Here is a 1,167-nt window from a genome sequence, read left to right as displayed (position 1 = left end):
TGAACCGCCCTGTGCGGAGCCGCATGCAGGGTGGTGTGGGGGCTGGAGGTTAGATACCTCCGGCTACCCGATTATACCCTTGCACTATTCTGAATACTTCCTAATGACCGACACCTTGCCGTCTTCTATTTCTAATACTTCCATAGTGTCGTAACTCTGATGCATCATTTCTTTAGTTTGGGGATGAATACCACTGCTTTTGGTTGAGTAAGTGATAACAACAACATTATAGGCTGGGACAACTTGAAAAAGTTCGGCTGAATAGTCTGTATGGGAGCCGAGATAATATGACATACCATTTCGCATGCTGTCTTTTCCGTCCGATAAGCGCGAATCATCTGGATCGTAAGGTAGGTGTTGGTGCCCTATATCATCTTTTAAAAACGACAAATAATGTTCTATGTCCTTTTTAGTCGCATTTGGTGCTTGGGTAGCTTTCCATGCTGTAAAGTACGATTTTCCAAATTCTGTTAAATCAATTTCACCTGCACTAAGTGATAGAGAAATCGAAAGGGATAACAAAAATAAATACAGTCTTTTCAAAATAACCTCCTATGTTAATTTGGGTATAACGCCCTAATAATGGGCAAAAAATTGTTGGCTAAAATGTTGAGGAACGAAAACAGCCAACTGTTTTTTGTCCTTATTTATTAGCTTGTTATGTCACTACTGCAAAAATAGTGAGCTTCCCTTCATCATCTTCTTCCTCAAATACGACTTCTCCATCATCCTGTGAAACTTTCAACTCATACCACTCGGAAGGATCTTGATAATAATCCGACTTGATAAAATATTCCCCATCTTCAATATTAATTATTGTAGAAAAGTCTTCAATATCCTCTGAGCCGTCAATTTTTCTAAGGCTGAACCTCACGTTATCATTGTTAGGAGAAACAATGGTTTTTCCAATTTGAGAGTACTCCCATATAACACCACTACCTTTCTCTAAATATTCAGCAGAAAACTCTTCGATACGATCTAACATTGATTGACCTCCTTGTGACATAACGCCGCACTAAGCGGACTAAAATTGTTGGTTATAATGTTGAGGAACGAAACCTAACCAACTGTTTTAGTTCCGTTTAAGTGCCTTGTGTACGCCCAGCATGGGCATGAACTAATGAGGTGAAAGTCCTCTGTAGGAAGGTCACCGTTTATTAACATGCT

General features: G+C 39.6%; 2 protein-coding genes. Both read right to left on the bottom strand.

All coding sequences use genetic code 11. The annotated features are described in order from the left end of the window. Window positions 1–84: 84 nt before the first annotated feature. Window positions 85–543 (bottom strand): nuclear transport factor 2 family protein, encoded by a 459-nt coding sequence (locus Q4591_RS20055; protein ID WP_006086915.1) that lies wholly within the window; start codon window positions 541–543, stop codon window positions 85–87. A gap of 115 nt (window positions 544–658) precedes the next feature. Continuing rightward, a complete protein-coding gene (locus Q4591_RS20050; protein ID WP_303446297.1) occupies window positions 659–985 on the bottom strand; it encodes a hypothetical protein in 327 nt (108 codons plus the stop codon). Between the last annotated feature and the right edge of the window lie 182 nt (window positions 986–1,167).

Origin of the sequence: Shewanella sp. 3_MG-2023, from assembly GCF_030548765.1 — a bacterium.
Lineage (GTDB): Bacteria > Pseudomonadota > Gammaproteobacteria > Enterobacterales > Shewanellaceae > Shewanella.
Note: the sequence above shows the minus strand (reverse complement) of the source record. Positions and strands in the feature narration are given on the sequence as shown.

Bases quoted from the DNA above. Each gene is read 5' to 3' on its own strand.
- Q4591_RS20050 (WP_303446297.1), bottom strand. From the start codon at position 985: ATGTTAGATCGTATCGAAGAGTTTTCTGCTGAATATTTAGAGAAAGGT.